Annotated in this window: 20 protein-coding genes; 7 read left to right on the forward strand and 13 right to left on the reverse strand. The window is 73.1% G+C overall.

What is annotated here, in order from left to right; all coding sequences use genetic code 11:
• Positions 1 to 67 precede the first annotated feature (67 nt).
• The 7 genes from murD to rsmH are packed head-to-tail and all read right to left on the reverse strand — an operon-like array spanning position 68 to position 9,068.
• Positions 68 to 1,480: a UDP-N-acetylmuramoyl-L-alanine--D-glutamate ligase gene (gene murD / locus ACYUD3_RS17505; protein WP_470970532.1), complete on the reverse strand. Its 1,413-nt coding sequence runs from the start codon at positions 1,478 to 1,480 to the stop codon at positions 68 to 70.
• On the reverse strand, positions 1,462 to 2,535 hold the full coding sequence (mraY, locus tag ACYUD3_RS17510; protein ID WP_470970534.1) for a phospho-N-acetylmuramoyl-pentapeptide-transferase: 1,074 nt from the start codon (positions 2,533 to 2,535) through the stop codon (positions 1,462 to 1,464). Before mraY ends, murD begins: the two co-directional genes overlap by 19 nt.
• Positions 2,532 to 3,932 carry a UDP-N-acetylmuramoyl-tripeptide--D-alanyl-D-alanine ligase gene (locus ACYUD3_RS17515; RefSeq protein WP_470970537.1) on the reverse strand — a complete coding sequence of 467 codons (1,401 nt, stop codon included), beginning with the start codon at positions 3,930 to 3,932 and terminating at the stop codon, positions 2,532 to 2,534. Before ACYUD3_RS17515 ends, mraY begins: the two co-directional genes overlap by 4 nt.
• Before the next feature lie 4 nt (positions 3,933 to 3,936).
• Positions 3,937 to 5,592, reverse strand: a complete 1,656-nt coding sequence (locus ACYUD3_RS17520; RefSeq protein WP_470970539.1) for a UDP-N-acetylmuramoyl-L-alanyl-D-glutamate--2,6-diaminopimelate ligase — start codon at positions 5,590 to 5,592, stop codon at positions 3,937 to 3,939.
• A 39-nt stretch (positions 5,593 to 5,631) separates the two neighbouring features.
• The gene (locus ACYUD3_RS17525; protein WP_470970541.1) at positions 5,632 to 7,584 is read right to left on the reverse strand and encodes a peptidoglycan D,D-transpeptidase FtsI family protein; all 1,953 of its coding nucleotides are present in this window, start codon (positions 7,582 to 7,584) and stop codon (positions 5,632 to 5,634) included.
• Positions 7,585 to 7,589: 5 nt separating this feature from the next.
• Positions 7,590 to 8,084, reverse strand: a complete 495-nt coding sequence (ftsL, locus tag ACYUD3_RS17530) for a cell division protein FtsL (RefSeq protein WP_470970544.1) — start codon at positions 8,082 to 8,084, stop codon at positions 7,590 to 7,592.
• A gap of 21 nt (positions 8,085 to 8,105) precedes the next feature.
• Positions 8,106 to 9,068 carry a 16S rRNA (cytosine(1402)-N(4))-methyltransferase RsmH gene (gene rsmH, locus ACYUD3_RS17535; protein WP_470970546.1) on the reverse strand — a complete coding sequence of 321 codons (963 nt, stop codon included), beginning with the start codon at positions 9,066 to 9,068 and terminating at the stop codon, positions 8,106 to 8,108.
• Between the two features lie 424 nt (positions 9,069 to 9,492).
• Here rsmH and ACYUD3_RS17540 point away from each other — a divergent pair, with 424 nt between their 5' ends.
• From ACYUD3_RS17540 to ACYUD3_RS17555, 4 genes are all read left to right on the forward strand, one after another.
• On the forward strand, positions 9,493 to 10,038 hold the full coding sequence (locus ACYUD3_RS17540; RefSeq protein ID WP_470970548.1) for a beta-class carbonic anhydrase: 546 nt from the start codon (positions 9,493 to 9,495) through the stop codon (positions 10,036 to 10,038).
• Positions 10,039 to 10,231: 193 nt separating this feature from the next.
• Positions 10,232 to 11,248: an AAA family ATPase gene (locus ACYUD3_RS17545; RefSeq protein ID WP_470970550.1), complete on the forward strand. Its 1,017-nt coding sequence runs from the start codon at positions 10,232 to 10,234 to the stop codon at positions 11,246 to 11,248.
• Positions 11,248 to 12,666 carry a DUF58 domain-containing protein gene (locus ACYUD3_RS17550; RefSeq protein WP_470970553.1) on the forward strand — a complete coding sequence of 473 codons (1,419 nt, stop codon included), beginning with the start codon at positions 11,248 to 11,250 and terminating at the stop codon, positions 12,664 to 12,666. The genes ACYUD3_RS17545 and ACYUD3_RS17550 overlap by 1 nt, the downstream gene beginning before the upstream one ends.
• A gap of 129 nt (positions 12,667 to 12,795) precedes the next feature.
• Positions 12,796 to 15,315, forward strand: coding sequence for a transglutaminase TgpA family protein (locus ACYUD3_RS17555; protein WP_470970555.1), 2,520 nt, complete (start codon positions 12,796 to 12,798; stop codon positions 15,313 to 15,315).
• Positions 15,316 to 15,484: 169 nt separating this feature from the next.
• On the opposite strand, the gene ACYUD3_RS17560 is transcribed toward ACYUD3_RS17555, so the two are convergent.
• Positions 15,485 to 15,871, reverse strand: a complete 387-nt coding sequence (locus tag ACYUD3_RS17560; RefSeq protein WP_470970557.1) for a DUF3040 domain-containing protein — start codon at positions 15,869 to 15,871, stop codon at positions 15,485 to 15,487.
• Positions 15,872 to 16,156: 285 nt separating this feature from the next.
• Positions 16,157 to 16,918, reverse strand: coding sequence for a methyltransferase (locus ACYUD3_RS17565; RefSeq protein ID WP_470970560.1), 762 nt, complete (start codon positions 16,916 to 16,918; stop codon positions 16,157 to 16,159).
• A gap of 327 nt (positions 16,919 to 17,245) precedes the next feature.
• Here ACYUD3_RS17565 and ACYUD3_RS17570 point away from each other — a divergent pair, with 327 nt between their 5' ends.
• From ACYUD3_RS17570 to ACYUD3_RS17580, 3 genes are all read left to right on the forward strand, one after another.
• Positions 17,246 to 17,872, forward strand: coding sequence for a TetR/AcrR family transcriptional regulator (locus ACYUD3_RS17570; protein WP_470970563.1), 627 nt, complete (start codon positions 17,246 to 17,248; stop codon positions 17,870 to 17,872).
• 378 nt (positions 17,873 to 18,250) lie between these two features.
• On the forward strand, positions 18,251 to 18,856 hold the full coding sequence (locus ACYUD3_RS17575) for a DUF4126 domain-containing protein (RefSeq protein ID WP_470970565.1): 606 nt from the start codon (positions 18,251 to 18,253) through the stop codon (positions 18,854 to 18,856).
• A gap of 190 nt (positions 18,857 to 19,046) precedes the next feature.
• Entirely contained in the window at positions 19,047 to 20,558 is a 1,512-nt protein-coding gene (locus ACYUD3_RS17580; protein ID WP_470970567.1) for a phytoene desaturase family protein, read from the forward strand.
• Between the two features lie 71 nt (positions 20,559 to 20,629).
• On the opposite strand, the gene ACYUD3_RS17585 is transcribed toward ACYUD3_RS17580, so the two are convergent.
• The 4 genes from ACYUD3_RS17585 to ACYUD3_RS17600 all read right to left on the reverse strand — a co-directional run bounded on the left by ACYUD3_RS17585 (position 20,630) and on the right by ACYUD3_RS17600 (position 24,071).
• Entirely contained in the window at positions 20,630 to 21,685 is a 1,056-nt protein-coding gene (locus ACYUD3_RS17585) for a hypothetical protein (RefSeq protein WP_470970570.1), read from the reverse strand.
• Between the two features lie 56 nt (positions 21,686 to 21,741).
• Complete coding sequence (gene metF, locus ACYUD3_RS17590; RefSeq protein ID WP_470970572.1) at positions 21,742 to 22,665, reverse strand: methylenetetrahydrofolate reductase [NAD(P)H]; 924 nt, start codon at positions 22,663 to 22,665, stop codon at positions 21,742 to 21,744.
• Positions 22,666 to 22,775: 110 nt separating this feature from the next.
• Positions 22,776 to 23,423 carry a thiamine phosphate synthase gene (thiE, locus tag ACYUD3_RS17595; protein ID WP_470970574.1) on the reverse strand — a complete coding sequence of 216 codons (648 nt, stop codon included), beginning with the start codon at positions 23,421 to 23,423 and terminating at the stop codon, positions 22,776 to 22,778.
• 282 nt (positions 23,424 to 23,705) lie between these two features.
• Positions 23,706 to 24,071 carry an Rv2175c family DNA-binding protein gene (locus ACYUD3_RS17600; RefSeq protein WP_470970577.1) on the reverse strand — a complete coding sequence of 122 codons (366 nt, stop codon included), beginning with the start codon at positions 24,069 to 24,071 and terminating at the stop codon, positions 23,706 to 23,708.
• Positions 24,072 to 24,092: the final 21 nt, after the last annotated feature.

Consider the following 24,092-nt stretch of genomic DNA (forward strand, 5'->3'; position numbering starts at 1 on the left):
CGTGTGCTCCGGGGCTGGTCCTCGACGGTCCCACGTGTCCCTCCCGAGTCGCCCGGCGGCGGCCCGGTCAGCCGCCGAGTCCGCGGACGGCCTCCGCGAACGCGTCGCCGCGCTGGTTGTAGTTGGTGAACATGTCCATGGAGGCACAGGCCGGGGCGAGGAGCACCGTGTCGCCCTCGGAGGCGAGCTGCCGGGCCTCGCGCACCGCCTGGAGCATCGCCCCAGTGTCGGTCCGGTCGAGGTCCACGACGGGTACTTCCGGGGCGTGTCGCGCCAAGGCCTCCCGGATGAGCGCCCGGTCGGCGCCGAACAGCACAACACCCTTGAGCCGCTTGGCCGATCCGGCGACGAGTTCGTCGAAGGCGGCCCCCTTGGCGAGCCCGCCGGCGAGCCACACGACCGACGCGTACGACGCCAACGAGGCGGCGGCGGCATGGGTGTTGGTCGCCTTGGAGTCGTCCACGTAGGAGACGCCGTCGACGTCGGCCACATGGGCGATGCGGTGGGCGTCCGGGGTGAAGGCCCGCAGGCCGTCGCGCACGGCCTGCGACGGGACCCCGAAGGCCCGCGCGAGGGCCGCCGCCGCGAGGGCGTTGGCGATGTTGTGCGGCACCGGCGGGTTCACGTCCGCGACCTCGGCCAGCTCCTGCGCGTTCTGCCGCCGGTTCTCCACGAACGCCCGGTCGACCAGGATGCCGTCCACGACGCCGAGTTGGGAGGGTCCGGGGGTGCCGAGGGTGAAGCCGATCGCCCGGCACCCCTCCTCGACGTCCGCCGCCCGCACCAGGTCCTCGGTCGCCTGGTCGGCCGCGTTGTACACGCAGGCGACCTGGTTCCCCTCGTAGATACGGCCCTTGTCGGCGGCGTACGCCTCCATCGAGCCGTGCCAGTCGAGGTGGTCCGGGGCGAGGTTCAAGACGGCCGCGGAGTGGGCGCGCAGGGAAGGCGCCCAGTGCAGCTGGTAGCTGGAGAGTTCGACGGCGAGGACGTCGTAGGCGCCGTTCACCGCGTCCAGGAGGGAGACGCCGATGTTGCCGACGGCGGCCGTGCGCAGGCCCGCCGCCCTCAGGATGGACGCCAGCATCTGGGTGGTCGTCGTCTTGCCGTTGGTGCCGGTGACGCAGAGCCAGGGGGGCGCGTCGGGGCCGCGCAGCCGCCAGGCCAGTTCGACGTCGCCCCAGATCTCCACCCCGGCCGCGCGGGCCGCCGTGAACAGGGGCTTGTCGGGCTGCCAGCCGGGGGCGGTGACGACGAGGTCGGTGCCGTCGGGCAGGGAAGCGCCGTCGCCGAGGCGGACGGTGACGCCCAGTTCGCGCAGCTGCGCCGCCTGCGTCTGCGCGCGGGCGTCGTCCCCGTCGTTCACGACCGTGACGGCCGCGCCGAGTTCGCGCAGCGCCTTGGCCGCCGGGACGCCCGAGACGCCGAGTCCGGCGACGACGACATGCCTGCCCTGCCAGTCGGTCACTTGTCCGCTGCCCATCCCGCGTAGAAGAGGCCCAGTCCGACGATCACGCAGATGCCCTGGATGATCCAGAAGCGGACCACGATCAAGACCTCGGACCAGCCCTTGAGTTCGAAGTGGTGCTGGAGTGGCGCCATCCGGAAGACGCGCTTGCCGGTCAGCCGGAACGAGCCGACCTGGATGACCACCGACATGGTGATGAGGACGAACAGACCGCCCATGATGGCGACCAGCAGTTCGGTGCGCGAGCAGATCGCGAGGCCGGTGAGGACACCGCCGAGCGCCAGCGAGCCGGTGTCGCCCATGAAGACCTTCGCCGGCGAGGTGTTCCACCACAGGAAGCCCAGGCAGGCACCCATCAGGGCGGCGGACACGACCGCGAGGTCGAGCGGATCGCGCACCTCGTAGCAGGCGTTGGGGTTGGTCAGCGTCTCGCCGTTGGCGCAGGACTCCTGGTACTGCCACACGCCGATGAACGTGTACGCGCCGAAGACCAGCACCGAGGCGCCGGTGGCCAGGCCGTCCAGACCGTCCGTCAGGTTCACGCCGTTGGACATCGCCAGGATCATGAACAGCGCCCAGACGACGAACAGCACCGGGCCGATCGTCCAGCCGAAGTCCGTGATGAACGACAGCTTCGTGGACGCCGGGGTGTTGCCCCGGTTGTCGGCGAACTGGAGGGACAGCACCGCGAAGGCGATGCCGACGATCAGCTGGCCGGCCATCTTCGCCTTGGCCCGCAGGCCCAGCGAACGCCGCTTGACGATCTTGATGTAGTCGTCCAGGAACCCGACCAGGCCCATGCCGCACATCAGGCCGAGCACCAGCAGGCCCGAGTACGTCGGCGGCTTGCCGGTGATGAGCTTGGACAGGAAGTAGGCGGCGACCGTCGCGAAGATGAAGGCGATACCGCCCATCGTCGGCGTACCGCGCTTGCTGGCGTGCTCGCGCGGGCCGTCGTCGCGGATGTACTGCCCGTAGCCCTTGCGGGCCAGCAGCTTGATCAGCAGCGGGGTGCCGAGCAGGCTCAGGAACAGACCAATGACGCCTGCGAACAGGATCTGCTTCATCATCGGGCGGCTACCTCGCCCTCGCCGAGGAGCGCCGAGGCGACCCTCTCCAGGCCGACCGAACGGGACGCCTTCACGAGGACGACGTCTCCCGCGCGCAACTCGCTGCGCAACAGGTCGACCGCCGCCTGTGCGTCGGACACGTGCACCGACTCCTCACCCCACGAACCCTCGTTATATGCGCCCAGTCGCAGCCAGGCGGCTTCCCTGCCCCCGACCGCGACGAGCTTGCCGACATTGAGCCGGACGGCGAGCCGTCCGACCGCGTCGTGCTCGGCGAGCGCCTCGTCCCCGAGTTCGGCCATCTGGCCGAGCACCGCCCAGGTCCGCCGTCCCCCCTTGCCCATGGCCACCAGCGCGCGCAGAGCGGCTCGCATGGACTCGGGGTTCGCGTTGTAGGCGTCGTTGACGATCGTCACGCCGTCCGGGCGCTCGGTGACCTCCATCCGCCAGCGGGAGAGGGAGCCCGCGGCGGAGAGCGCGGTGGCGATCTCACTTGCGGACATGCCCAGCTCATGGGCGACGGCGGCGGCGGCGAGCGCGTTCGACACGTGGTGCTCACCGTACAGGCGCATGGTCACGTCGCTTGCACCGGAGGGTGTGCGGAGCCTGAAGCGGGGCTGTCCGCTGTCCGTGAGTCGCACGTTCTCGGCCGTCACGTCCGCTTCGTCGCTCTCGCCGAAAAAGAGCACCTTCGCCTTCGTACGGGAGGCCATGGCCCGTACCAATGGGTCGTCGGCGTTGAGGATCGCCGCGCCCTCCGGGGGAAGTGCCTCGACGAGTTCGCCCTTTGCCTGTGCGATCTGTTCCCGGCCGCCGAACTCGCCGATGTGGGCGGTGCCGACGTTGAGGACGAGGCCGATCTGAGGAGGCGTGAGACCGGCGAGGTAGCGGATGTGACCGATGCCGCGCGCGCCCATCTCCAGGACGAGGTACCTCGTCTCCTCGGTGGCGCTCAGCGCGGTCAGCGGCAGCCCGATCTCGTTGTTGAGCGAGCCCGGTGTGTAGACGGTCGGCGCTTTGCTCCCGAGCACCTGCGCGATGAGGTCCTTGGTGCTGGTCTTGCCGGCCGATCCGGTGAGGGCGACGAGGGTCGCGCCGAGCTTGCGCACGACATGGCGGGCGAGGGCGCCCAGCGCGGTCTGGACGTCGTCCACGACGATCGCGGGCACCCCCACGGGCCGCGCGGCGAGGACCGCCACCGCTCCCGCGGCGACCACCTGCTCGGCGAAGTCGTGGCCGTCGGCGCGCTCGCCGGCGAAGGCGACGAAGAGGCTGCCGGGCCCCGCCTCCCGGGAGTCACGGACGACGGGTCCCGTGACCTGCACGGACGTGTCCGGTATGGCGTGGGTCTGCCCGCCGACGGCTGCTGCGATCTCGGCGAGGGAGAGGGCGATCACAAGTTCATCCCTGGGTCTTCTGGATAGCTTCGCGAAGCACTTGGCGGTCGTCGAAGGGCCGGACCACCCCGGCGATGTCCTGGCCCTGCTCGTGGCCCTTGCCCGCGACCAGGACGGTGTCCCCGGCGTGCGCGCGGGCCACGGCGGCCTCGATCGCGGCGGCCCGGTCGGCCATCAGGAGCACCTCGCCGCGCTCGCCGGCGGGGACCGAGACGGCCCCGCCGAGCAGCGCCGCGAGGATCGCGAGGGGGGCTTCGGAGCGGGGGTTGTCGGAGGTCAGTACGGCGGTGTCGGCGAGCCGGGCGGCGGCGGCGCCCATCGGGGCCCGCTTGGTGACGTCCCGGTCGCCGCCGCAGCCGAGGACGACGTGCAGCCGCCCTTTGGTGACGGTCCGCAGCGCTTTGAGGACCGACTCGACGGCGTCCGTCTTGTGCGCGTAGTCGACGACGGCGAGGTACGGCTGCCCCGCGTCGACCCGCTCGAGCCGCCCCGGCACCCCGGGCACCGCGGCGACCCCGTCGGCGGCGGCCCGCGCGTCGACGCCGGCCTCGACGAGGGCGACGATCGCGGCGAGGCTGTTGGCCACGTTGAAGGGGCCGGGCAGCGGTGAACGGGCCGGAATCCGCTCGCCGTTGGGGCCGACGGCCGTGAACTCGGAGTCCAGCGGGCCGGTCCGGACGTCCTGCGCGCGCCAGTCGGCGGCCGGGTCGCCGGCGGCGGAGAAGGTGACGACGGGGATCTCGGCCTCGGCGGCGAGCCGGCGGCCGTAGGTGTCGTCGAGGTTCACCACACCGCGTCTGCTGCGGGCGCGGGTGAACAACTGGGCCTTGGCCGCGTAGTAGTCCTCCATGCCGGAGTGGAACTCCATGTGCTCCGGGCTGAGGTTGTTGAAGACGGCGACGTCGAAGACGCAGCCGTCGACGCGGCCGAGGACCAGCGCGTGGCTGGAGACCTCCATGGCGACCGAGGTGACGCCGCGTTCGCGCATGACGGCGAACAGGGCCTGGAGGTCGGTGGCTTCGGGGGTGGTGCGCTCGGACTTGACGCTCTCGCCGGCGATGCGGGTCTCGACGGTGCCGACGAGCCCGGTCGGCCCGAGCGCGGCGAGGCCGCCCTCGACGAGGTAGGCGGTGGTGGTCTTGCCGGAGGTGCCGGTGATGCCGATCGTGCGCAGCGCGGCGGCGGGGCGGCCGTAGACGGTGGCGGCGAGTTCGCCGGTGCGGGCGCGCGGGTCGGGGGTGACGAGGACGGGCAGTCCGCTCGCGGCGGCCCGTTCGGCGCCCGCCGGGTCGGTGAGGACGGCCGCCGCGCCGCGTTCGGCGGCCTGGGCGGTGAAGTCCGCGCCGTGCGCGCGGGCGCCGGGGAGGGCGACGTAGAGGTCGCCGGGGCGGACGGCGCGCGAGTCGTGGGTGATGCCCGTGACCTCGGCGGCGCCCTGCGGCGGCTGGACCCCCAGCTGCCGGGCGAGGTCCGCGAGGGCGGTCGCGGGCGGCTGCGCCGGGCGGGGCGGTCCCGGGTGGGTCACGGACTCGCCTTTCCGGGTGGTTCGGGGCTGATCGGCTTGTGGCACGGCGGTGAGCGTACCGGGCCGATCGCCCTGGGAGCGAAGCGAGGCGGGTGACCGGGTGGGGTCACCGGGACCGGGAGTGATCATGGTCACGGGCGGGTTCCTGGCTGTTCGGCGCTGAACGAGTCGGGGTCAGGGGGTGAAGGTCACCGGGAGGCTGGGGGACTTGGTCCCGGTGGGCGGGACCTGGAGGGTCTTCAGGGAGAACTCCATGACCTGCTTGAAGATCGGGCCGCAGATCTGGCCGCCGAAGTAGCTGCCCTTGGTGGCGTTCTGGATGGCGCAGTAGACGGTGATCCGGGGGTTGTCGGCGGGCGCGAAGCCGGCGAAGGAGGAGGTGTACCCCTTGTACGTGCCGGTGGCCGGATCGACTCGGTTGGCGGTGCCGGTCTTGCCGGCGACGCGGTAGCCGGGGATGCGGGCCTTGGTGCCGGTGCCCTCCTGGTCGTCGACGACCGACTCCAGCATCTGGCTCAGCGTCCTGGCGGTCTGCGCGCTGACGACCCGGGTGCCGGGCGGGGTCTCGGCGGGGGTGAAGCGGCCGTCGGGGCCCTTGGTGCCGCGCACCAGCGTGGGTTCGACGCGTACGCCGCCGTTGGCGATCGTCGAGTACACGGAGGCGGCCTGGAGGGCGCTGACGGACATGCCCTGGCCGAAGGGGATCGTGTACTGCTGCGAGGTGGACCACTTGGCGGCGGGGGCGAGGATGCCCGGGGTCTCGCCGGGGAAGCCGAGCCCGGTCGGGCTGCCGATGCCGAACCTGCGGAGGTAGGTGTAGAGGACCTGGTTGGCCTCGGGCTGGGTCTTGCCGAGCTGTCCGGCGGCGAGGATGGTGCCGATGTTGGACGACTTGGCGAGGACGCCGTTGAGGGTGAGGTACCAGGTGGGGTGGTCGATGTCGTCCTGGAAGAGCCGGTCGCCCCGGTGGAGGCGGTTGGGGACGGTGACCCGGGTCAGCGCGGTCGCCGCGTTCTCCTGGAGGATCGCCGCCATGGAGATCACCTTGGCGGTGGAGCCGGGCTCGTAGGCGTCCTGGACGGCCGGGTTGCCGAGGTTCGCCGGGACGGCCGAGGAGAGGTCGTTGGGGTCGAAGCCGGGCGAGTTGGCCATGGCGAGGATCTCGCCGGTGCGGGTGTCCTGGACGATGACGTAGCCCCGGTCGGCCTTGGACTTCTGGACCTGTTCGGTGATCGCGTTCTGCGCGGCCCACTGGATGTCGCGGTCGATCGTCAGCTCGACGTCGGTGCCGGGCACGGCGGGCGTCTCGGTGGACCCGGCGGTCGGGACCTGCCGGCCGCCGGACTGGGCGTAGCGGATCTTGCCGTCCTTGCCCGCGAGGAGGGTGTTGAGCTGCTGCTCGACCCCGCCGCCGCCCTTGCCCTCGGCGTTGACCCAGCCCAGTATCCCGGCGGCGAGGTCGCCGTTGGGGTACACGCGCTTGCTGCTGGGGACCGCGAAGACCCCGGCGAGCGGGTTGACGGTCGTCTTGTCGGCGCTCGCCTTGGTCGCGAGGGTGGCGCGCAGGTCGCGGATCTGCTTCCAGACCTGCGGGGTCTGCCGGGAGGCCAGCTTGGCGTAGCGGGACTGGGGGTTCTTCGGCCGCAGCTTCTTCACCAGGCCGGCCTGGTCCTGGCCGAGGATCGGCGCGAGCAGCGCGGCGGCCTGCTCGGGGCCGTCGTCGACCTTGAGCTGGGCGGCGGAGAACATCGTCGGGTCGGCGGTGATGTCGTAGGCGTCCTCGCTGGTCGCCAGGGCGATGCCGGAGCGGTCGGTGATCTCGCCGCGTTCGGCGGCCAGGACCTGTCCGACGTAGCGGTTCTGTTCAGCCTTCGCGGTGTAGGTGCTCGCGTCGACGGCCTGGACCTGGAGGAGGCGGACCACGAACGCGGCGAGGACCAGCGCGAAGGCGACGCCGACCAGGCGCAGCCGGGGGCGGGGGCTGCCGAGCTTGAGGGCCTTGGGCGCGGGGGCGGGGCGGCGCGCCGGGCGGGCGGGGGCGGGTTTGCGCGGTGCCTGCCGGGCGGCGGGCCGGGCCTGCCGGGCGGGCCCTGGCACCCGGCGGCGGGGCGGTTCCCTGTCGGACACTTCCGTCACCTGCCGGGGGTCGTCGGGGAGGGGGATGTGCTGTGCCGGGGGGCCGGCGGGGCGCTCGGGCTCCCGTGCATGGTCTGCGAGAGCGTGATCGCCTCGGGCGGCCGCACGACGGTGTCCTTGCGGGCGGCGGACTGTTCGGCCGGGGAGGGGACGCCCTTGACGGTGCCGTCGGGGGCGAGGAAGGCGGGGTCGCCGCCGGGGACCATGCCGAGTTCCCGGGCCCGGCGCTGAAGGGCGTCCGGCGCCGAGTAGGAGTCGATGTCCCGCTGGAGCGCCTGCTGTTCGTCGGTGAGACTCTTGGTCTCCTTCTGGTAGTCGTCCATCTTGAACGACCCTTCGCTGACCGCCGAGTTGAGCACGAGCAGTCCGATCAGTCCGCCGCCCAGCAGCAGGACGACGAGCAGCACGAACGGTGCCCGCGCGGCCTGCCCCCCGCCCGTGTTCGGCAGGAACCGGGCCAGCCGGGCGGCGAGTTGGGGTTTATCGCCCACTGCCCCTCCGTTCACGCTCTGTCACTCGATGCTCTCCCTGATCCGCTCCGCGCCCCGCAGCCTGGCGGGGGCCGCCCTGCGGTTCTCGGCGATCTCTTCCTCGGTGGGAAGTTCGGCACCCCGCGTGAGCAGCTTGAGCCGCGGCTGGTACCGCTCGGGCACGACGGGCAGCCCGGGCGGCGCGGTGGTGGCGGCCCCGGCCGCGAGAACCTGCTTGACCAGCCGGTCCTCCAGCGAGTGGTACGACAGGACGGCGATCCGCCCGCCGACGGCAAGTGCCTTGACGGCGGCCGGGATCGCCCGTTCCAGCACCGACAGCTCGCCGTTGACCTCGATGCGCAGCGCCTGGAAGGTCCGCTTGGCGGGGTTGCCGCCGGTCCGCTTGGCGGCCTGCGGCAGCGCGTCCCGGATCAGTTCGACGAGCCGCGCGCTGTTGCCGAACGGCTCCTTGGCGCGTTCGCGCACGATCGCCGAGACGATCCGCTTGGCCTGCTTCTCCTCGCCGTACGCGCGCAGGATGCGCACCAACTCCCCGGCGGGGTAGGTGTTGAGGACCTCGGCGGCGCTGATGCCGGTCGTCTGGTCCATGCGCATGTCGAGGGGCGCGTCCTGGGCGTAGGCGAAGCCGCGGCCGGCCTCGTCGAGCTGCATGGAGGAGACGCCGAGGTCGAAGAGGACGCCCTGGACGCGGGGGTGGCCGAGGCGGGCGAGGACTTCGGGGAGTTCGTCGTAGACGGCGTGGACGAGGGTGGCGCGCTCGCCGAAGGGCGCGAGGCGTTCGCCGGAGAGCCGCAGGGCCTCCTTGTCGCGGTCGAGGGCGACGAGGCGGGCCTCGGGGAACTCGGTGAGCAGGGCCTCGCTGTGCCCGCCGAGCCCGAGCGTGCAGTCGACGACGACCGCGCCCGGCTCCTTCAGGGCGGGTGCCAGGAGGTCCAGGCACCGCCGGAGCATCACGGGGACGTGTCGGCTGCCGCTGTCGCTCAAGGGGCCCTCTCAGATACCGGCGGGCCCGTCCGTACGCGCCGGGTCACCGCCCGCCGGGAAATAGGGGGTCCGCCGGCGCCAGAGGCGTCAGCCGACCGGGAGCGGGAGGAGGCCGAGCCGTACGTACGCGCCGCGCACGCGGGGAGACCTCCGGCGGCCACGCCGGGGGTCTCACGGGATGTCCAGCGGGGAGTACCACCGCGCCTCCCGCTTCGCGTCACTTTAATGCACGCTGTCCCGCGGTCAATCAACCGGACTGCGCGGCGCGGCCCGGCCCGCGCGCGCGATCGTCACACCCCGGAAACCGCTCGTTCAGCGGCTTGCACTTCACCCGTGTGGGTTACCTCACACGGGGGACGTGATGGCGGTCTTTTTCCCTCCTCACGACGGGACCGGAACGGCCGTGACCAGTACCGTCGTCAATATGACGACTTCTGCATCCGTACCCGTCGAGTCCCAGGGCGCCATAACCGGCGGCACCGTCACCGACCGGCTGGTCGCGGCGAACGGGCAGTACGCCGCCGAGTTCACCGATCCCGGCATGGACGCCAAGCCCGTCCTGCGCGTCGCCGTGGTCGCCTGCATGGACGCCCGCCTCGACCTGCACGCGGCGCTCGGCCTGGAGCTGGGCGACTGCCACACCATCCGCAACGCGGGCGGTGTGGTCACCGACGACGTGATCCGCTCGCTCACCATCAGCCAGCGCAAGCTGGGCACCCGCTCGATCGTCCTGATCCACCACACCAACTGCGGCCTCGAGCAGATCACAGAGGATTTCCGCACCGAGCTGGAGGACGAGGTCGGCCAGCGCCCGGCGTGGGCGGTCGAGGCGTTCCGGGACGTCGACCAGGACGTCCGCCAGTCCATGCAGCGGGTGCGGACCTCGCCGTTCCTGCTGCACAGCGACGACGTACGGGGTTTCGTCTTCGACGTCAGGACGGGTCTGCTGCGGGAGATCGACCCGGCATAAGCCGCAAACCCCGGCTTATCGCGGGCAGTTACCCGCACCCGAGTGACACGAATCGGTAACGGCGGCAAGAATGCGGTGAGGACGCCGTACTGAAGACCGCGAACATTCCGCGGACGGCGTCCGTTGATTCGGGGTGGGCCGGTCTCGCGGAACAGCGCGGCGGCCCGGAAACGCAGGGGCCGAGGAGGGCCGGGTGACCACCTATGACGAACGAGCGAGCCTGACAGATCTGACCGCCATCGCGGACAGGGTCCGCGATTCGGTGGAGAGCGTGATCGAGGGCAAGCCGGAGGTCGTACGGCTGGCGCTGACCGTCCTGCTCGCCGAGGGGCATCTTCTGATCGAGGATGTCCCGGGCGTCGGCAAGACGATGCTCGCCAAGACGCTGGCGAAGTCGGTGGACTGTTCGGTGCGGCGCATCCAGTTCACGCCCGACCTGCTGCCGTCGGACATCACCGGCGTGTCCATCTGGGACCAGCAGCGCCGGGACTTCGAGTTCAAGCCGGGCGCGATCTTCGCCCAGATCGTGATCGGCGACGAGATCAACCGCGCCTCGCCGAAGACGCAGTCCGCGCTGCTGGAGTCCATGGAGGAGCGGCAGGTCACCATCGACGGGCAGAGCTACGAGCTGCCGAGCCCCTTCATGGTCGTCGCGACCCAGAACCCGGTCGAGATGGAGGGCACCTATCCGCTGCCGGAGGCGCAGCGCGACCGCTTCATGGCCCGGGTCTCCATGGGCTATCCGAGCCCCGAGGCCGAGTTGCAGATGCTCGACGTGCACGGCGGGGCGAGCCCGCTGGACGACCTCCAGCCGGTCGCGCACGCGCACGAGATCGTGAAGCTCGTCGAGGCCGTGCGCGGGGTGCATGTCGCCGAGTCGGTGCGGCGCTACGCCGTCGACCTCGTCTCGGCCACCCGCACCCACACCGACCTCAGACTCGGCGCCTCCCCGCGCGCGACGCTGCATCTGCTGCGCGCGGCGAAGGCGTCCGCGGCCCTCGCGGGACGGGACTACGCGCTCCCCGACGACGTCCAGAACCTCGCCATCGCCGTCCTCTCCCACCGCCTCCTGCCCACGGCCCAGGCCCAGCTGAACCGCCGCACGTCGGAACAGGTGGTCGAGGAGATCCTCCAGCGCACACCGGTCCCGGCGACCCCGCAGCAGCAGGGATACGGGCAGGCGTTCGGGCGCCAGCCTCGGGGGGTGTGATGAGCGGGGAGGGGGGCTCTGCGGGGGCCGCCGGTTCTTCCGGGGCCGCCGGGCCCGCCGCCGAGGGCGGGCAGGACGGCAAGGGGGCCGTGCGGACCGCGTTGGCGGGGCTGACGACCCGGGGGCGGTCCTTCCTGGCCGCCGGGATCGCCGCCGCGGTCTGCGCGTACGTCCTCGGCCAGCCGGACCTCCTGCGGGTGGGGCTGCTGCTGGCGGTGCTGCCGCTGATCTGCGCGGCGGTGCTGTACCGCACGCGCTACCGGGTGGCCGGCAGCCGCCGGCTCGCGCCCGCGCGCGTACCGGCCGGCAGCGAGGCGCGCGTGCACCTGCGCATGGACAACGTCTCCCGGATGCCGACCGGCCTGCTGATGCTCCAGGACCGGGTGCCGTACGTCCTGGGTCCGCGCCCCCGCTTCGTCCTGGACCGCGTCGAGGCGGGCGGCCGGCGCGAGGTCTCCTACCGGGTCCGCTCCGACCTGCGGGGCCGCTACCCCCTGGGCCCCCTCCAGCTGCGCCTGTCCGACCCCTTCGGCATGTGCGAACTGACCCGGTCCTTCTCCTCGTACGACACCCTGACGGTGATCCCCCGCGTCGACCCGCTCCCCCCGGTCCGCTTCAGCGGCGAGGCCAAGGGGTACGGCGACGGCCGGCAGCGTTCGCTGGCGCTGGCGGGGGACGACGACGTGATCCCGCGCGGCTACCGCTACGGCGACGACCTGCGCCGCGTCCACTGGCGTTCGACGGCCCGCTACGGCGAGCTGATGGTCCGCCGCGAGGAACAGCCCCAGCGCGCGCGGTGCACGGTCCTGCTGGACACCCGGGGCATCGCCTACGACGGCGTCGGCCCCGACGCGCCCTTCGAGTGGGCGGTGTCGGGCGCCGCGTCGGTGCTGACGCACATGCTGGAGCGCGGTTTCTCGGTGCGGCTGCTGACCGACACCGGCAGTTCGGTGCCCGGCGAGGGCGGCGACGGCTTCTCGGCCGCCGGCCAGGGCTCGGCGGAGGCGGCGGGCCTGATGATGGACACCCTGGCCGTCGTCGACCACTCCGACGGGGCGGGCTTCTCGCGGGCGTACGACGCGCTGCGGGGCGGGAACGAGGGGCTGCTGGTGGCGTTCCTCGGGGATCTCGACGAGGAGCAGGCGGCGGTGGCGGCGAAGGTGCGCCGGCGCGGCGGGGCGGCGGTGGCGTTCCTGATCGACAACGACTCGTGGAGCCGGGAAGCCGGTGCGCACGGCCGTGAACCGATGGGCGGGTCCGATCCGATGAGGGGTCAGGAGGAGCGGCTGAGGATGCTGCGGGACGGGGGCTGGACGGCGGTGAGCGTGACACGCGGGGCTTCCCTGGAGGAGCTGTGGCGCCAGGCGGACCGGGACCGGTCCGGGGTGGTCGCGGCGGGCGGGGGTGCGGGGCGATGAGGCGAAGGGCACCGGGCGAGGGGAGGGCTTGGCGGTGAGCGGGAGGCGAGCGGGTGCGGGACTTCTCGGCCGCCGGGCGGGGTCCGGCGGGGCGATCGGCGGACGGCGACCGGACGGGAGGGCGGGGCGGTGAGCGGGAGGCTGAGGCTGACGTTGTGGTCGATGGTGGCCACGCTGCTGGCGGCGACCGCGCTGTTGCCGCTGGTCGAGCCGGGCAGCTGGTTCGTGCAGGCGGCGTTCCTGCTGGGCGTGCAGTGCGCGGTGGGCGCGGTGGCCCGCCGGGTGCCGCTGGCCCGGCCGGTGACGGTGGCCGTGCAGGCGGTGGCGCTGCTGCTCCTGCTGACGCTGGCCTTCGCCCGCGAGCAGGCACTGGCGGGGTTCGTCCCGGGCCCTGACGTCTTCGAACGGTTCGCGCTGCTGCTGCGCGCGGGCGGTGACGACGTGGGGCAGTACGCGATCCCGGCCCCGCTGTCCGACGGCATCCGGCTGATGCTGATCGGCGGGGTCCTGGTCATCGGCCTGCTGGTGGACACGCTGGCGGTGACGTTCCGCAACGCGGCCCCGGCCGGGCTGCCGCTGCTGGCGCTGTACTCGGTGGCGGCGGGCCTGTCGGACGGCGGTACGGACTGGATGTGGTTCCTGGCCGCCGCGGCCGGCTATCTGATGCTGCTGCTCGCCGAGGGCCGGGAGCGGCTCTCCCAGTGGGGCCGGGTCTTCGGCGGCCCCGCGCGGGTGCCGGGCGGCCCGGAGGGCCCGGTGGCGCCGGTGCGCACGGGCCGCAGGATCGGCCTGGCCGCGCTGGGCGTCGCCCTGGTCGTCCCGCTGCTGCCGCTGCCCGCGATCGAGGGCGGCCTGCTGGCGAGCGCGACGGGCGGGGTGGGCGCGGGAGGCGGCGGCGGGGGCACGATCTCGGCGGTCAACCCGCTGGTGTCCCTGCGCGACAGCCTGAACGTCGACCAGGACCGCACGGCGCTGACGCTGCGCACGGACTCCACGGACGTCTCCGACCTGTACCTGCGGATCGTCTCCCTGGACGACTTCGACGGCACGACGTGGCGCCCCTCCAAGCGCCGTATCCAGGCCGTCCCGGACGCCCTGCCGGCCCCGGCGGGCCTGCGCTCGGACGTGAAGCGCGCGCAGATCACCACGCGGGTGTCGGCGGCCGAGTGGTACGCGCAGGACTGGCTGCCGATGCCGTACCCGCCGAGCGACGTGTCGATCAGGGGGAACTGGCGGTACGAGCCGGAGGGCATGACCCTCGTCGGCGACCACGGCCAGAACACCCGGGGCCTGACCTACCAGGTGCGCAGCCTGAACGTGCAGCCGACGGCCGAGCAGCTGGCCGACGCCCCGCAGGCCCCCCTGTCCATCCGCCGCACGTACACGAAGGTCCCCGCCTCCCTGCCCGCCGTGGTGGCCCAGCAGGCCCGCCGGATCACCCGGGGCGCGGACACGGACTACGCGAAGGCGGTCGCGCTCCAGGACTACTTCGCGGTGACGGGCGGCTTCCAGTACGACACCCAGGTCGACGCCGGCACGGGCCCGGACGCGATCGCCCGCTTCCTGCGGGACAAGCGGGGCTTCTGCGTGCACTACTCGTTCGCGATGGCGGCCATGGCGCGCACGCTGGGCATCCCGGCCCGTGTCGCGGTCGGTTTCGCGCCGGGCACCGCGCAGGGCGACGGCTCGGTGGCGGTCACCCTGAAGGACGCCCACGCCTGGCCTGAGCTGTACTTCGAGGGCGTCGGCTGGACCCGCTTCGAGCCGACCCCGACGCGCGGCTCGACCCCGTCGTACACCGTCCCGGACACGTCGAGCACGACCGTGCCGGCCCAGCCCGAGTCGCCGTCCTCGGCGGGCGCGGCGCCCACGGCGGCGCCTTCGTCGAACGCGAGCTGCTCGGCGCAGCAGATGAAGGACGACGGCGGCTGCGCGAACGCGCTCCCCGTCGACCAGGCGCAGGGCGGCGCCGGGGGCACCGCGTGGTACCGGGCGGCCTGGTGGACGCTGCTGGGGCTGCTGGCGGTGGCGGTGCCGCTGCTGCCGATGCTGTGGCGGATACGGCGGCGGTCGGTACGGCTGGCGTCGGGGCGGCACAGTGTCGCGGGGGCGGCCGGGGCTGGTGCTTCTGGCGCGGCCGGTTCGGCCGGTGCTTCCGGGGAGCGGTCTGGTCCGCAGGGTGCGGTGGTGCTGGAGTCGGCGGCGGACGCCGGTGAGGCCGCCGCCGGGCATGTGCTGGCGGTGTGGCGCGAGCTGACCGACACCGCCTGGGACTACGGCGTCGCGCCGGACGAGGCGCTGACCCCGCGCCGGGCGGCCGAGCGGATCGTACGGCTCGGGGAGCTGGAGGAGGCGGCGGCCCGGTCGGTGCACCGGGTGGCCGGGGCGGTCGAGCAGGTGCTGTACGCGCCGGAGCCGCGCGCGGAGGCGGGGCTCCCGGACGAGGTGCGGGCGGTCCGGGCGGCGCTGCGGGACCGGGCGGGCCGCGCGGTCCGGCTGCGGGCGCTGGTGGCACCGCGTTCGGCCGTACGGGCGGTGTGGGACCTGATGGACCGCTGGACGGCCACGAAGGCGGGCTGGACCCAGCGCTGGGCCGGGGTGGAACGACGGCTGCCTCGGGGGCGGATGCCTTGGCGGCAGCAGGGGTGAGCCCTGCGGGGCCGGCTCTCACGGGGGCCGGCTCTGCTGGGGCAGGCTCTGCGGGGGCCGGGCTCTGCGGGGGCCGACGTACGAGAGAGGGGACCGCCCACCTGGGCGGTCCCCTCTCTCGTACGTCTCGTCTGTCCTTCAGTGGCCGCGAGGCCTCAAGCGGTGGGCCTCACTGGCCCTGCTGCTCGTCGCGGCGGCGCTGCCAGCGCTGTTCGATGCGGTCCATCATCGAGCGGCGCGGCTGCTGCCGGGGCTGGCCGCCGCTCGCGGGGCGTTCACCCGGCTTGGGGGCCTTGCGCCAGCCGGTCACGGCGAGCACGGCACACCCCAGCATCACGAGGAAACCCACGACGCTGAGCCACACCTGCTGGGCGACCATGCCGGACATGAGGAGCGCGATACCCGCGAGGAAGCCCGCGACCGCCTGGTAGACCCGACGTCGGGTGTACGTCCGCAGCCCGTTTCCCTCAAGCGCTGTCGCGAACTTGGGGTCTTCGGCGTACAGCGCTCGCTCCATCTGCTCAAGCATTCGCTGCTCGTGCTCCGAGAGCGGCACGGCGTCCTCCTCATCGTGCAGTCGCCGGGGCGACCCGGGGGGTCCCTTCAGGATAGGCAGGGAATCGCCCCCGTGAAACCCGCCCCTCTACGCCAATTGGCCAACCGGAACCCGTCATGAACGCTCCGGCTCGCTGAGGCTTCCATTCCCCAGCGACCGGCCCGTCATGCCGGACGGTCTCCCTCGATCATACGGCGGACAGCGCCCGAACGGAGGGCCTGTGGCGTACTCCATCACGCCCAGGACCATGATCAAGCCAGCGCCGCAGAAGGCTTCGTGGGCCGCTCAGCCCACCCGGGTCTCACCCAATACGTGCAGCTGGGTCGCCACGGAGTGGAACGCGGGCAGCTGCGCCGCCGCCTCCTCCAGCTTGAGCAGGGCCTCCAGGGCGCCGGGCTCGGTGTCGACGAGGACGCCCGGGACGAGGTCTGCGAAAACCCGCACCCCGTGCACGGAGGTCACGCCGAGCCCCGCCTCCTCGACGAGCCCGGTGAGCTGTTCGGCGGTGAAGCGCCGGGGGACGGGGTCGCCGTCGCCCCACCGGCCGCTGGGGTCGCCGAGGGCGTGCCGGGCCTCCTTGAAGTGCCCGGCGAGGGCCCGCGCGAGGACGGCTCCGCCGAGACCGGCGGCGAGGAGGCTGACGACGCCTTCACCGCGCAGGGCGGCGACGGCGTTGCGCAGGGCGGCGGCGGGTTCGTCGACGTACTCCAGGACGCCGTGGCACAGGACGGCGTCGTAGCCGCCCCGCTCGACGACGTCGAACAGCCCGCCGGCGTCGCCCTGCACCCCGCGCACCCGCTCGGCGACGCCGGCTTCGGCGGCGCGGCGCTCCAGGGCGAACAGGGCGTTGGGGCTGGGGTCGACCACGGTGACCCGGTGGCCGAGCCGGGCGACGGGCACCGCGAAGTTGCCGCTGCCGCCCCCGCTGTCGAGCACATCGAGGACGTCCCGCCCCGTGGCCTTCACCCGGCGCTCCAGCGCCTCCTGGAGCACCTCCCAGACCACGGCGGTACGCAGAGAGGCACGGGGGCGCAACGGGTCCGACACGAGCTGACTCCTCAACGCGGCCCCGCCTTTCCACGACGGAGCGAACGGGCTGCCTCCCACCCCGACCGGAGGGGAGCCATCAAGCGGGTCCAGCCTATGGCCTGGGCAGGGACCAAGTCGCCGACGCCGCCCTTCCCCGTACCCCCGGCCTCCGCGCCCCCCTCAGCGCGGTCGCCGTATGGGCACATCATGGGGCACGGCACTGACAATCCGTCCTGACCTGGCCTTTTACGTCGATCATGGGTTCGATCCGGCGTTCATGGACGAGATCTCCCACCCTCTGCGGAACGGCCGTTCGGCGGGCCGGATGCTGTGAGAATCGTCCGCATGGAAAGCAGCACCACGCCGGGCTACGGCACCCGCCGCGAGGCCACACGGCAGAAGCTCTACGAGGCGGCCGTCACCCTCATCGCCGAACAGGGCTTCTCCGCCACCACGGTGGACGAGATCGCCGAACGGGCCGGCGTCGCGAAGGGGACCGTCTACTACAACTTCGCCAGCAAGTCCGTCCTCTTCGAGGAGCTGCTGCGGCACGGCGTGGGTCTCCTGACCGCCTCCCTGAGCCAGGCGGCGGAGCGCACCGCGCGGGAGGGCGGCAGCAAGGTCGACGCCCTGGACGCGATGATCCGCGCGGGCCTCGTCTTCATCGACCGCTACCCGGCGTTCACCCAGCTCTACGTGGCCGAGCTGTGGCGCACCAACCGCGCCTGGCAGTCCACCCTCCTGGTCGTCCGCCAAGAGGCGGTGGCCGTCGTCGAGGGCGTGCTGCGCACCGGCATCGAGGGCGGCGAGTTCAGCACCGAGATCGACGTCCAGCTGACCGCCGCGGCCCTCGTGGGCATGGTCCTGGTGGCCGCCCTGGACTGGAAGGCGTTCCAGCCGGAGCGCTCCCTGGACGAGGTCCACGCGGCGCTGTCACGGCTGTTGCAGGGGAGGGTGAGCGGGGGGAGGTAGGGGCTCCCGCGCGGGTACGCAGACAGCGGGAGCGCCGGTCCGAGGTGGCCGCGTCCCCCGCGGGCCACCGTCGAACCGGCGCTCCCTGTCCCCCTGTTTCCCCCGATGGTCCCCCGTACGGTCGTCCCCCCGTGGGGTCCCCCGTGCCTCGCTCCCGCCGACCAGGCCGGCGGAAGGAGCGGTCCGGGGGCCGGTGCCGTTCCGCCGCCCCGTGTCGGCGGTGCCGGTGCCGGGCCCCTTTTCCGTGCCCCTACTCTCCCGTCCGCGCAGGTCGGCCCCCATCCGCGCGCGTACTCATCTCCGTGGCTAGGTACGGATACTCAAGGCAGCGCGCTCATCCCCAGGCCCGCGCGCGGGCGAGTGGTTACGATCGCGGGCGTGTCCGTACTCCCCTTGGTCTTCAGCACCGGCTGGGCCAGCGGCATCAACTCCTACGCGGTGGTGCTGCTGCTCGGCCTGTTCGGCGCGGCCGGCTGGAGCGACGAGGTCCCGCAGACCTTGCAGCGCCCCGAGGTGCTGGTCATCGCGGGTGTGCTGTTCCTGTGCGACACGGTCGCGGACAAGATCCCGTACGTCGACTCCGTGTGGGACGCCGTCCATACGGTGATCCGTCCGCTCGCGGGCGCGTGGGTGGGCGCCCTGCTGGCCGGTCAGAGCGGTTCGGTCTCCGACATGGCGGCGGCTCTCCTGGGCGGTTCGACGGCGCTGGCGAGCCACACGGTCAAGGCCGGCACCCGGATGGCCGTCAACACCTCCCCCGAGCCCTTCTCCAACCTGATCGTCAGCCTGGCGGAGGACTTGGGCGTCGGCGGGATCGTCACCTTCGCGATGTTCCACCCCGGAGCGGCGGCGGCGATCGCGGCCGCCCTCCTGCTCCTGGGCGCGGCCACCCTGCTCTTCCTGGCCTCCCGCATCCGCCGCTTCCTGCGCCGCAGAGCACAGCGCCGGGAGGAACGCAGGCTGGCGGGGAGGGGCGGGGGCTGAGCGCACCCGGCGGGCAGGGGCGGCTGAGAACACCCGGCAGGGCCCGGCGGGTTGAGCGCCCGGGCCCCGGAGCGCGACAGCGACCACGCACCGCCGCTCGCCCACCTCGCCCAGCCGCCAGGCTCCCTCCCCCGGCACCCCCACCCCCGCCCCACCGGCGTTGTCAGTCCCGGCCGATAAAGTCGCGGGCATGGGACGGATCGTGGTGATCGGCGCCGGGATGGGCGCGATGGCGGCGGCGGCGCGGTTGGGGGTCGCCGGGCATCGGGTCGTGGTGTACGAGCGGGGGGAGACGTACGGGGGGGCGTTGCGGCGGGTCGAGCGGGACGGGTTCGGGTTCGACTCGGGGCCCGGGGTGCTGACGCTGCCGGCGGTGTGGCGGGACCTGTTCCTCAAGACCGGCAAGGAGCCGCTGGAGTCCTGCGTCGAGCTGGTCCAGGTCGACCCGTCGGCCCGGCACGTGTTCGCGGACGGCACCGAGGCCCTGTTGCCGAACGCCTCGCGCGCGGGCGTCGTCTCGGCGCTGGACGAAGCGCTCGGCGCGGGCGCGGGCGCGCGCTGGGGTGACTTCCTGGTCCGGGCCCGCGAGGCCTGGGACCGGACCCGGCGGCCGTTGCTGGAGGAGCCGCTGTGGCCGAACTGGCGGGTGCTGGCCGACCGGGAGCCGTACCCGTCGGTGCCGCACAAGCGGCTGCTGCGCACGCGCCGGGCGGGCACGCTGGCGGAGGTCGGCGCCTGGGAGCTGCGGGACGCGCGGCTGACGGCGCTGCTGGAGAGCCACGCGCTGGCGTACGGCCTCGACCCCCGTACGGCCCCCGCGGCGGCGGCCGTCCTGCCGTACATGGAGCACGCGTTCGGCACGTGGTACGTCCGCGGCGGGCTGCGGGAGCTGGCGCGCGCGGTGTACGAGCGGTGTCTCGCGCGGCGGGTCGAGTTCGTGTTCGGCGCGGAGGTCGTGCGGGTGGTGGAGAAGGACGGCCGGGCGGTGGGGGTGGAGCTGGCCGAGGGGGCTTCCGGCTCCGATGGGGGCAGCTTCGTCGAGGCCGACTTCGTGGTCTCCGGCGCCGCCCCCGGCCTCGCCGGTGTCCCCGCGCCCGCCCCCGGTGAGGTCCGGCCCCAACAGGCATTGCCCAGCCGCCTGTCGGTCCTGCTGGCCCTGCGCGGCGGACGCCCCGAGGGCACGGCGCACCGGACCGTCGTCCACACTCAGGACCGCGAGGCCGAGCTGACCGCTCTCTTCGGGGACGGCGGAAGCGGAAGCCGAGGTGAGGTCACGGCCCCCACGGTGACCGTCCTGCGCCCCGGCGACCCCACCTTGGTCCCGGACGACGGACACGAGGCGGTGGTCCTGACGGCGACCGTCCCTTCCGGGGCCGACATCCAGGACGCGCACGTCGAAGCCGTCCTCAGCGCCGCCGAACGTGCCGTCCCGGGCTTGCGTGAGCGCGTTCTGTGGCGGGAGGTCCGCACCCCGGCCGACGTGGCGCGGACGACGGGCGCGCCGGGCGGCGCGGTGCCGGCGCCGTCCCTCGCGGGCGCGGCAGGACGGCTGCTGCACCCGGCCAACTCCACAGCCCTGCAAGGCCTGTTCACGGCGGGCGGCTGGGCGCACCCCGGCGGCGGCCTCCCCCACGCGGGCATGTCGGGCGCCCTGACGACCGGCCTGATCGTGGAGGGCCCGGAGTTCAGGGGGTCCCAGTGAGAGCGCGCTGAGCGACGGCTGAACCCCGGCCCGGCCCGCAACTCCCCTGCGCCGAAGCCCCGTTCACCCGTTCAGAACCGGTACTGCTGCTCGTCGTACCCATTGTTCGCCGGCGGCTGCCCGCCGCCCTGGTAGTACGACGGGTCGTTCGGGTCGTCGGTGTTGCGCTGCTGGGGGACCCACACCCCGCCGGGCGGCGTCTCGCCGTAGGTGCCCGTGCCGTACTCCTGGGGGTACTGCTGCTGCGGGTACTGCTGGTCGTACGGGGGGTCGTAGGTGCCGCCGCCGTAGGTCTGGGTGCCGATGTACGGGTCGGAGTAGGCAGCGTACTGCTGCTCGCCGGTGGCGTCGTAGCCGTAGGCCTGCTGGCCGTAGGCGGCGTAGTCGTAGCCGTAGCCGTCGGTGCCCTGGGTGGCGTACTGGTCCTGGGGCTGGCCGGCGGCGGTGGCGTAGGCGGTGTCGCTGTAGACGCCGTAGGTGCCGGTCTCGTCGGGCATCGGCTGGGGTTCGTAGACCGCGCCCGTGCCGTCGGTGGACGCCATGGGACGGGCGGGGGTGAAGACGTCGTCGCGGTCGTAGTCGTCGTCGTAGGGGGCGCTCGCCCGCTGGTAGGCCGCGGTGGCCGCCGCGTCGTAGGCGGGGTCGGACTCGTGGCCGTAGGCGGGGTCCTGGGCGAAGCCGTCGGGGCCGCCCGCCGGGAAGCCGTCCGGGGCGAAGCCGTCGGGGGTGACGGCCGCGAAGGCGGCGGTCTCGCCGAGGGCCGCGGCGGCGCTGCCGGGCTCGGGGGCGTCGTCGCCCTTGCCGCGCCGCTTGGCGAGCTTGCCCTTGCCGAACTTGCCCGCGAAGCCGCCGGGTTCCTCCTCGCCCTCGCCGGGGCGGCTGACCGCCCAGCCGGCCTCGAAGCCGCGGCGGAAGGACAGCGTCACGTAGGTCTGGCCGATCGCGAAGGCGATCGCGCCGACGGCGATGACGGGGACCGATGGAATCAGGACACCGAAGACGACGCCCAGGAACCCGGCGAACGCGAGCAGCCGCCAGCGCAGCCGCGCCTTGTACTGCAACAGCACTTCGCCGAGCAGCCAGAGCGCGACGACGCCGAACGCGATGTAGAGGACCGTCCAGCCCATGTACGCCCCTCTCCCAGTGGCCGCTACGCAGTGTGTCCTATTACGGGGCGACCGGTCTAGGCCTGCGGGGGGTGATGCAGGCCCAGGTTCTCGTAGATTTCCAGCGAAGCCGTGGAGTTGTTGAGCGTGATGAAGTGCAGACCGGGCACTCCCTCGGCGAGCAGCCGCGCGCAGAACTCCGTGGCGCATTCGATGCCAATGGAGCGTACAGCGGCCGGATCGTCTTTCGCTGTGAGGATGCGCTCTTTCAGCCCGGCGGGGATCGCGGCGTTGCTGAGCTGCGGAAGCCGCTCCAGCATGCGGACGGTGGTGACCGGCATGATCTCCGGGATGACCGGCGTGTCGCAGCCGGCGGCGGCGACCTTGTCGCGCAGCCGGAGGTAGGACTCCGGCTGGAAGAACATCTGGGTGATCGCGTAGTCGGCGCCGGCCCGGCACTTGGCGACGAAGTGCGCGACGTCCTCGTCCCAGCCCGGGGAGCGCGGGTGCAGCTCCGGGAAGGCGGCGACGCCGACGCAGAAGTCGCCCGACTCCTTGATGAGCGCGACGAGTTCGGCGGCGTACGTCAGCCCCTCGGGGTGCGCGATCCACTCGCCCATGGGGTCGCCGGGCGGGTCGCCGCGGACGGCGAGCATGTTGCGGATGCCGGCGTCGGCGTACTGGCCGATGATGTTGCGCAGTTCGGCGATCGAGTGGTTCACCGCGGTCAGGTGGGCGACCGGGGTGAGGGTCGTGTCGGCGACTATCTGCTGGGTCTCCTTGACCGTGCCCGCGCGGGTCGAGCCGCCCGCGCCGTAGGTCACCGAGACGAAGTCCGGCGCGACCGCCTCGATCCTGCGCAGCGCGCTCCACAGGAGCTGTTCCCCCTTGGGGGTCTTGGGCGCGGAGAACTCGAAGGAGTAGGTGGTCTTGCCGGTCGCCAGGATGTCGCGCACGGTCCGCGCGCGGTCGGTCCTGATGGATGCGGTTCCGAGGGCCATACCCGCAGGTTAGCCAGGGTGGGGGCGCCACCCCAACAGAGCGCCGGACATTTGCCCGGTTTTCCCAGTGCGGTGTCCAGCTATCGGACGGCGGAAAGGGGGGCGGGCCGCTAGGCGGCGCGCAGCCGTTTGGTGAACTCCGCCGCGGCCGCGCCCGGGTCGTCGGCGTCGGCTATGGCGCGTACGACGACCGCGCGGCGGGCGCCCGCCGCCAGGACCTGGTCGAGGTTGCCGAGGTCGATGCCGCCGATCGCGAACCACGGACGGCCCGTCTTCAGTGACGCTGTGTGACGGACCAGGTCGAGTCCGGGGGCGGGCCGGCCCGGCTTGGTGGGGGTGGGCCAGCAGGGTCCGGTGCAGAAGTAGTCGACGCCTTCCTGTACGGCCGCTGCGGCGGCTTCCGCGTCCGCGTGGGTCGACCGTCCGATCAGCACATCCTGGCCGAGAATCGCCCTCGCCGCCGGGACCGGGAGGTCGCCCTGTCCGAGGTGCAGCACTCCGGCGCCGGACGCGTGCGCCACGTCCGCGCGATCATTCACCGCGAGCAGCTTGCCGTGCCGCGCGCAGGCCTCGGCGAACACCTCAAGGTGCTCCAGCTCCTCGGCCGCCTCCATGCCCTTGTCCCGCAGCTGCACGATGTCCACCCCGCCGCCCAGCACCGCGTCCAGGAACTCCGGGAGGTCGCCCTGCCGCTTCCGGGCGTCCACACAGAGGTAGAGCCGGGCGTCGGCGAGGAGGGCGCGGGGGGTGGGGGGCATGGGGTTCCCTTCAGGTGAGGGTGAGGGTGCGGGTGCTGGTGGGGCGCTGGCGAAGGGAACGGTACGTGGGTGAGGGGTGCCGGGACAGAGGGCCCTGGTCCGCAAGCCGCCGTTACCGGAGCCGGCGCCGCCCTGAAGCCGGCGCCGCCTCGAAGCCGGACGAACCCGCGCCCCGGCGGAACCTCCCGGCCCCCGGAGCCGGACGGCCACGCCCCGGCGAACCTCCCGGGCCACGGCCGTACGGCCACCCATCACCGTCGGTGTCTCACCTCACCGCCGGCCTCAGACCGCGAGCGCCTGGGCCCGGCGCTTCACCTCCGTGCCCCGGTTCTCGACGAGGGCCTGGGCCGGGGTGCCGGGGAGGGTCGGGTCGGGGGTGAAGAGCCATTCGAGCATCTCTTCGTCGGTGAAGCCGTCGTCCCGCAGGAGCGTCAGGAGTCCGGCGAGGCCCTTGACGACCTTGTCGCCGTCGATGAAGGCCGCCGGTACGTGCAGCGCGCGGTTCTCGCCGCGGCGTACGGCGATCAGCTGGCCGTCCTTGACGAGCTGCCGGACGCGGGTCACCTCCACGTCCATCTGCTCGGCGATGTCGGGCAGGGTCAGCCATGCGGGGACAAGAGCGTCGGTGTTGGTGTCAATCTCGGTCACGGGAACAAGCCTGCCACCTGG

The sequence above is a fragment of the Streptomyces sp. AMJ-169 genome (assembly GCF_055597585.1).

What these genes read in the sequence shown, in the direction of transcription:
- thiE (WP_470970574.1), bottom strand. Translation starts at nt 23,423, where the DNA reads ATGCCCCCCACCCCCCGCGCCCTCCTCGCCGACGCCCGGCTCTACCTC.
- ACYUD3_RS17585 (WP_470970570.1), bottom strand. Translation starts at nt 21,685, where the DNA reads ATGGGCTGGACGGTCCTCTACATCGCGTTCGGCGTCGTCGCGCTCTGG.
- ACYUD3_RS17550 (WP_470970553.1), top strand. Translation starts at nt 11,248, where the DNA reads ATGAGCGGGGAGGGGGGCTCTGCGGGGGCCGCCGGTTCTTCCGGGGCC.
- ACYUD3_RS17580 (WP_470970567.1), top strand. Translation starts at nt 19,047, where the DNA reads ATGGGACGGATCGTGGTGATCGGCGCCGGGATGGGCGCGATGGCGGCG.
- mraY (WP_470970534.1), bottom strand. Translation starts at nt 2,535, where the DNA reads ATGATGAAGCAGATCCTGTTCGCAGGCGTCATTGGTCTGTTCCTGAGC.
- ACYUD3_RS17540 (WP_470970548.1), top strand. Translation starts at nt 9,493, where the DNA reads ATGACGACTTCTGCATCCGTACCCGTCGAGTCCCAGGGCGCCATAACC.
- ACYUD3_RS17570 (WP_470970563.1), top strand. Translation starts at nt 17,246, where the DNA reads ATGGAAAGCAGCACCACGCCGGGCTACGGCACCCGCCGCGAGGCCACA.
- murD (WP_470970532.1), bottom strand. Translation starts at nt 1,480, where the DNA reads ATGGGCAGCGGACAAGTGACCGACTGGCAGGGCAGGCATGTCGTCGTC.
- metF (WP_470970572.1), bottom strand. Translation starts at nt 22,665, where the DNA reads ATGGCCCTCGGAACCGCATCCATCAGGACCGACCGCGCGCGGACCGTG.